The organism is Pantoea sp. 18069 (assembly GCF_902706035.1).
Classification (GTDB): Bacteria; Pseudomonadota; Gammaproteobacteria; order Burkholderiales; family Burkholderiaceae_C; genus Comamonas.
In genome coordinates this window covers 1-936 of the sequence record NZ_CACSJA010000092.1, presented here as the reverse complement: position 1 = coordinate 936, position 936 = coordinate 1, and the positions used below count along the sequence as shown (strand labels likewise).

The 936-nt window shown below is 64.7% G+C and carries 1 protein-coding gene; it reads right to left on the bottom strand.

Annotated features, from left to right (window positions below; all coding sequences use genetic code 11):
• Positions 1 to 936, bottom strand: a 936-nt coding sequence (locus GVL12_RS25690) for an IS66 family transposase (RefSeq protein WP_159918382.1), incomplete at both ends; no start/stop codon positions are given.

Sequence of the window (936 nt, the reverse complement as noted above, 5' to 3'; positions counted from 1 at the left end):
CTGGATCAAGCTCGTGATCGCGGCCGCACGCTGGCCGGCCAGCAGCGTACCGGCGAAGAGCCAATTTTTTCTGCCAGTCGCCCAGATTCGCATTTGCTGCTCATCGTGATTGTTGTCTATGGGCAGCGCTGGATCGTCGAGGTAGCGCATCAACGCCGACCACCGCCTCAGGCTGTAGTCAATGGCCTTGGCGGTGGCGCCGCCGTCCACAACCTTGGTGCGCTGGGCGACGAGCCAGGCGTGCAATGCTTGCGTGATCGGCCGGGCACGTTGCTGGCGTACTTGCAGACGCTGTTCAGGCGCCATATCCTTGGCCTCGCGCTCGATGCCGTACAACTGACCGATGAACTCCACCGCCGTGGCAGCGATGGTGCTCTTGCCCGTTTTCACCAGGTCGACGAAGTACCGGCGCGCGTGCGCCATGCAACCGGCTTCAATGATCCCGCGCTCCCACAGCGCGCTGTATCCGGCGTAATGGTCGCAGACCAGGCTGCCTTTCCAGTTCCCGAGGAAGTTTCTCGCATGCTCGCCAGCGCGACTGATCGTGAAGTCGTAGACCACCGCACGCAAGGGCTCGAACGCTCCGGCCGCATAGGCCCAGAGATAGGCTCTATGCGTCTTGCCCTTGCCCGGTGCCAGCATCGCCACCGGCGTCTCGTCGGCGTGCACCACCGCGCAGGCCAGCACATGGTGCTTCAATGCGTCCACCAGCGGCTGCAGCCGCACGCCACACACGCCGACCCAGGCCGCTAGCGTCGAGCGCGGGATGGCCAGACCGGCACGACCGAAGATCGCTTCCTGCCTGTACAACGGCAGGTGGTCCGAGTGCTTGGCCACCAGCACATGGGCCAGCAGGCCCGCCGTAGGAATTCCCTTGTCGATGATCTCGGCGGGAACCGCAGCCTGTGTCAGCGTACGGCAGTCGCGGCACGCCCA